This window comes from Streptomyces sp. NPDC006265, assembly GCF_040613555.1.
GTDB lineage: Bacteria > Actinomycetota > Actinomycetes > Streptomycetales > Streptomycetaceae > Streptomyces.
On record NZ_JBEXSH010001389.1, the window covers coordinates 1 to 1,457 of the forward strand.

1 protein-coding gene and 2 pseudogenes are annotated in these 1,457 nt (G+C 71.9%); 1 reads left to right on the forward strand and 2 read right to left on the reverse strand.

Annotated elements, in window-relative coordinates:
- Positions 1–242: pseudogene (locus tag ABZ281_RS49150) on the reverse strand (hypothetical protein); the annotation flags it as partial.
- Positions 239–1,081: a phosphatase PAP2 family protein gene (locus ABZ281_RS49155; RefSeq protein ID WP_356665333.1), complete on the reverse strand. Its 843-nt coding sequence runs from the start codon at positions 1,079–1,081 to the stop codon at positions 239–241. The gene ABZ281_RS49155 and the pseudogene ABZ281_RS49150, both read right to left, overlap by 4 nt.
- 167 nt (positions 1,082–1,248) lie before the next feature.
- On the opposite strand from ABZ281_RS49155, the pseudogene ABZ281_RS49160 reads away from it, so the two are divergent.
- Positions 1,249–1,457, forward strand: a pseudogene (locus tag ABZ281_RS49160) (hypothetical protein); the annotation flags it as partial.

Genomic DNA, 1,457 nt, shown 5'->3' on the forward strand with positions numbered 1-1,457 from the left:
ACCAGGGTGAGCGCGCCGAGCGGCTGGACGACGGTCAGCGGACCGTACCGGAGGGCGACGACGTGCAGCAGCGCGGCGGACGCGTTCAGCCCGACCGACCACCACCAGGCGCCGCTGCCGAGCAGCCGCAGCGTGCCGGCGCCGGGGGAGCGGGACGCGAGCCGCTCCTGGGCGACCGCGGCGGCCGCGTAGGCGACGGCGGAGACGAGGGACAGGGCGACGGCGATCAGGACGGCGTTCATCGGCCCGCTCCCACGAGTGCCTGCTCCCCCCGCTGGGCCGGTACGAGGCTGCCCTGCGCCCGGCCGGCCGTACGCGCCGTGCGGTGGGGCGAGCGAAGCGAGACCGGGGTCCCCCCGGACGGAGTCCGGGGGAGGATCACCGTGAGCGCGAGGCCCACCAGGGCGGCCGCCACGATCGCGTCGAGCCAGTAGTGGTTCGCCGTACCGACGATCACCAGCAGCGTCAGCAGAGGATGGGCCGGCCACAGCCACCGCCACCGGGAGCGGGTCGCGACGATCAGGCCGATCGCCACCATCAGCGCCCAGCCGAAGTGCAGCGACGGCATCGCCGCGAACTGGTTCGACAGGGAGTCCGTCGCGGGATCGCCGTACACCGAGGGCCCGTACACCCGTGCCGTGTCGACCAGACCGGTCGCCGCCAGCATGCGCGGCGGGGCGAGCGGGAACAGCAGGTGCAGCGCCAGCGCTGCGGCCGTGAGGGCGGCCAGCACCCGGCGGGCCCACACGTAGTGGGCCGGGCGGCGCAGATAGAGCCAGACCAGGAAGGCGACCGTGGCCGGGAAGTGGACGGCCGCGTAGTAGGTGTTCGCGAGGTGCACCAGGCCGTCGCCGTGCAGCAGCAGGGACTGCACCGCCCCCTCGCCGGGCAGATGGACCGTTCGCTCGACGTCCCACACGCGCTGAGCGTGGTGGAAGGCCTCACCGGTATGGCCCGTGGCCAGCTGCCGGCCGAACTTGTAGACGAGGAAGAGCCCTGCGACGAGCAGGAGCTCCCGGACGAGCGGCGGTCGCGCTATCGCGTCGGACCCCGCCGGCGCAGGCTCGGTGCGGGCATTCATCCCCCGGCCCCTTCGGTGACGGTGGTGCTGTTATCGGTACGAGAGCGTACCGATACGCCAGTGTACCGATACGGCCGCGTACCGGTACACTGGCGTATCGATAGACGTAGAACACATCGCAGGCCGGGAATTTTCCGGCCGCCCGACGAAAGCCAGGAGCACCGCCCATGACGTCGCAGGCTGCGGACCGGCCCGAGCCGGTCGGTGTCACGCGCCGCTCCAAGATCACGCCCGAGCGTGAACAGGAGTTCTACGACGCCGTGCTGGAGCAGCTCCGGGAGTGCGGCTACGACTCCGTCACCATGGAGGGGAAGCAACAAGGCGCTCCTGGCGATCCTGTGGGAGCTGTACCCGGACCACCCGAACCTCCTCCCCT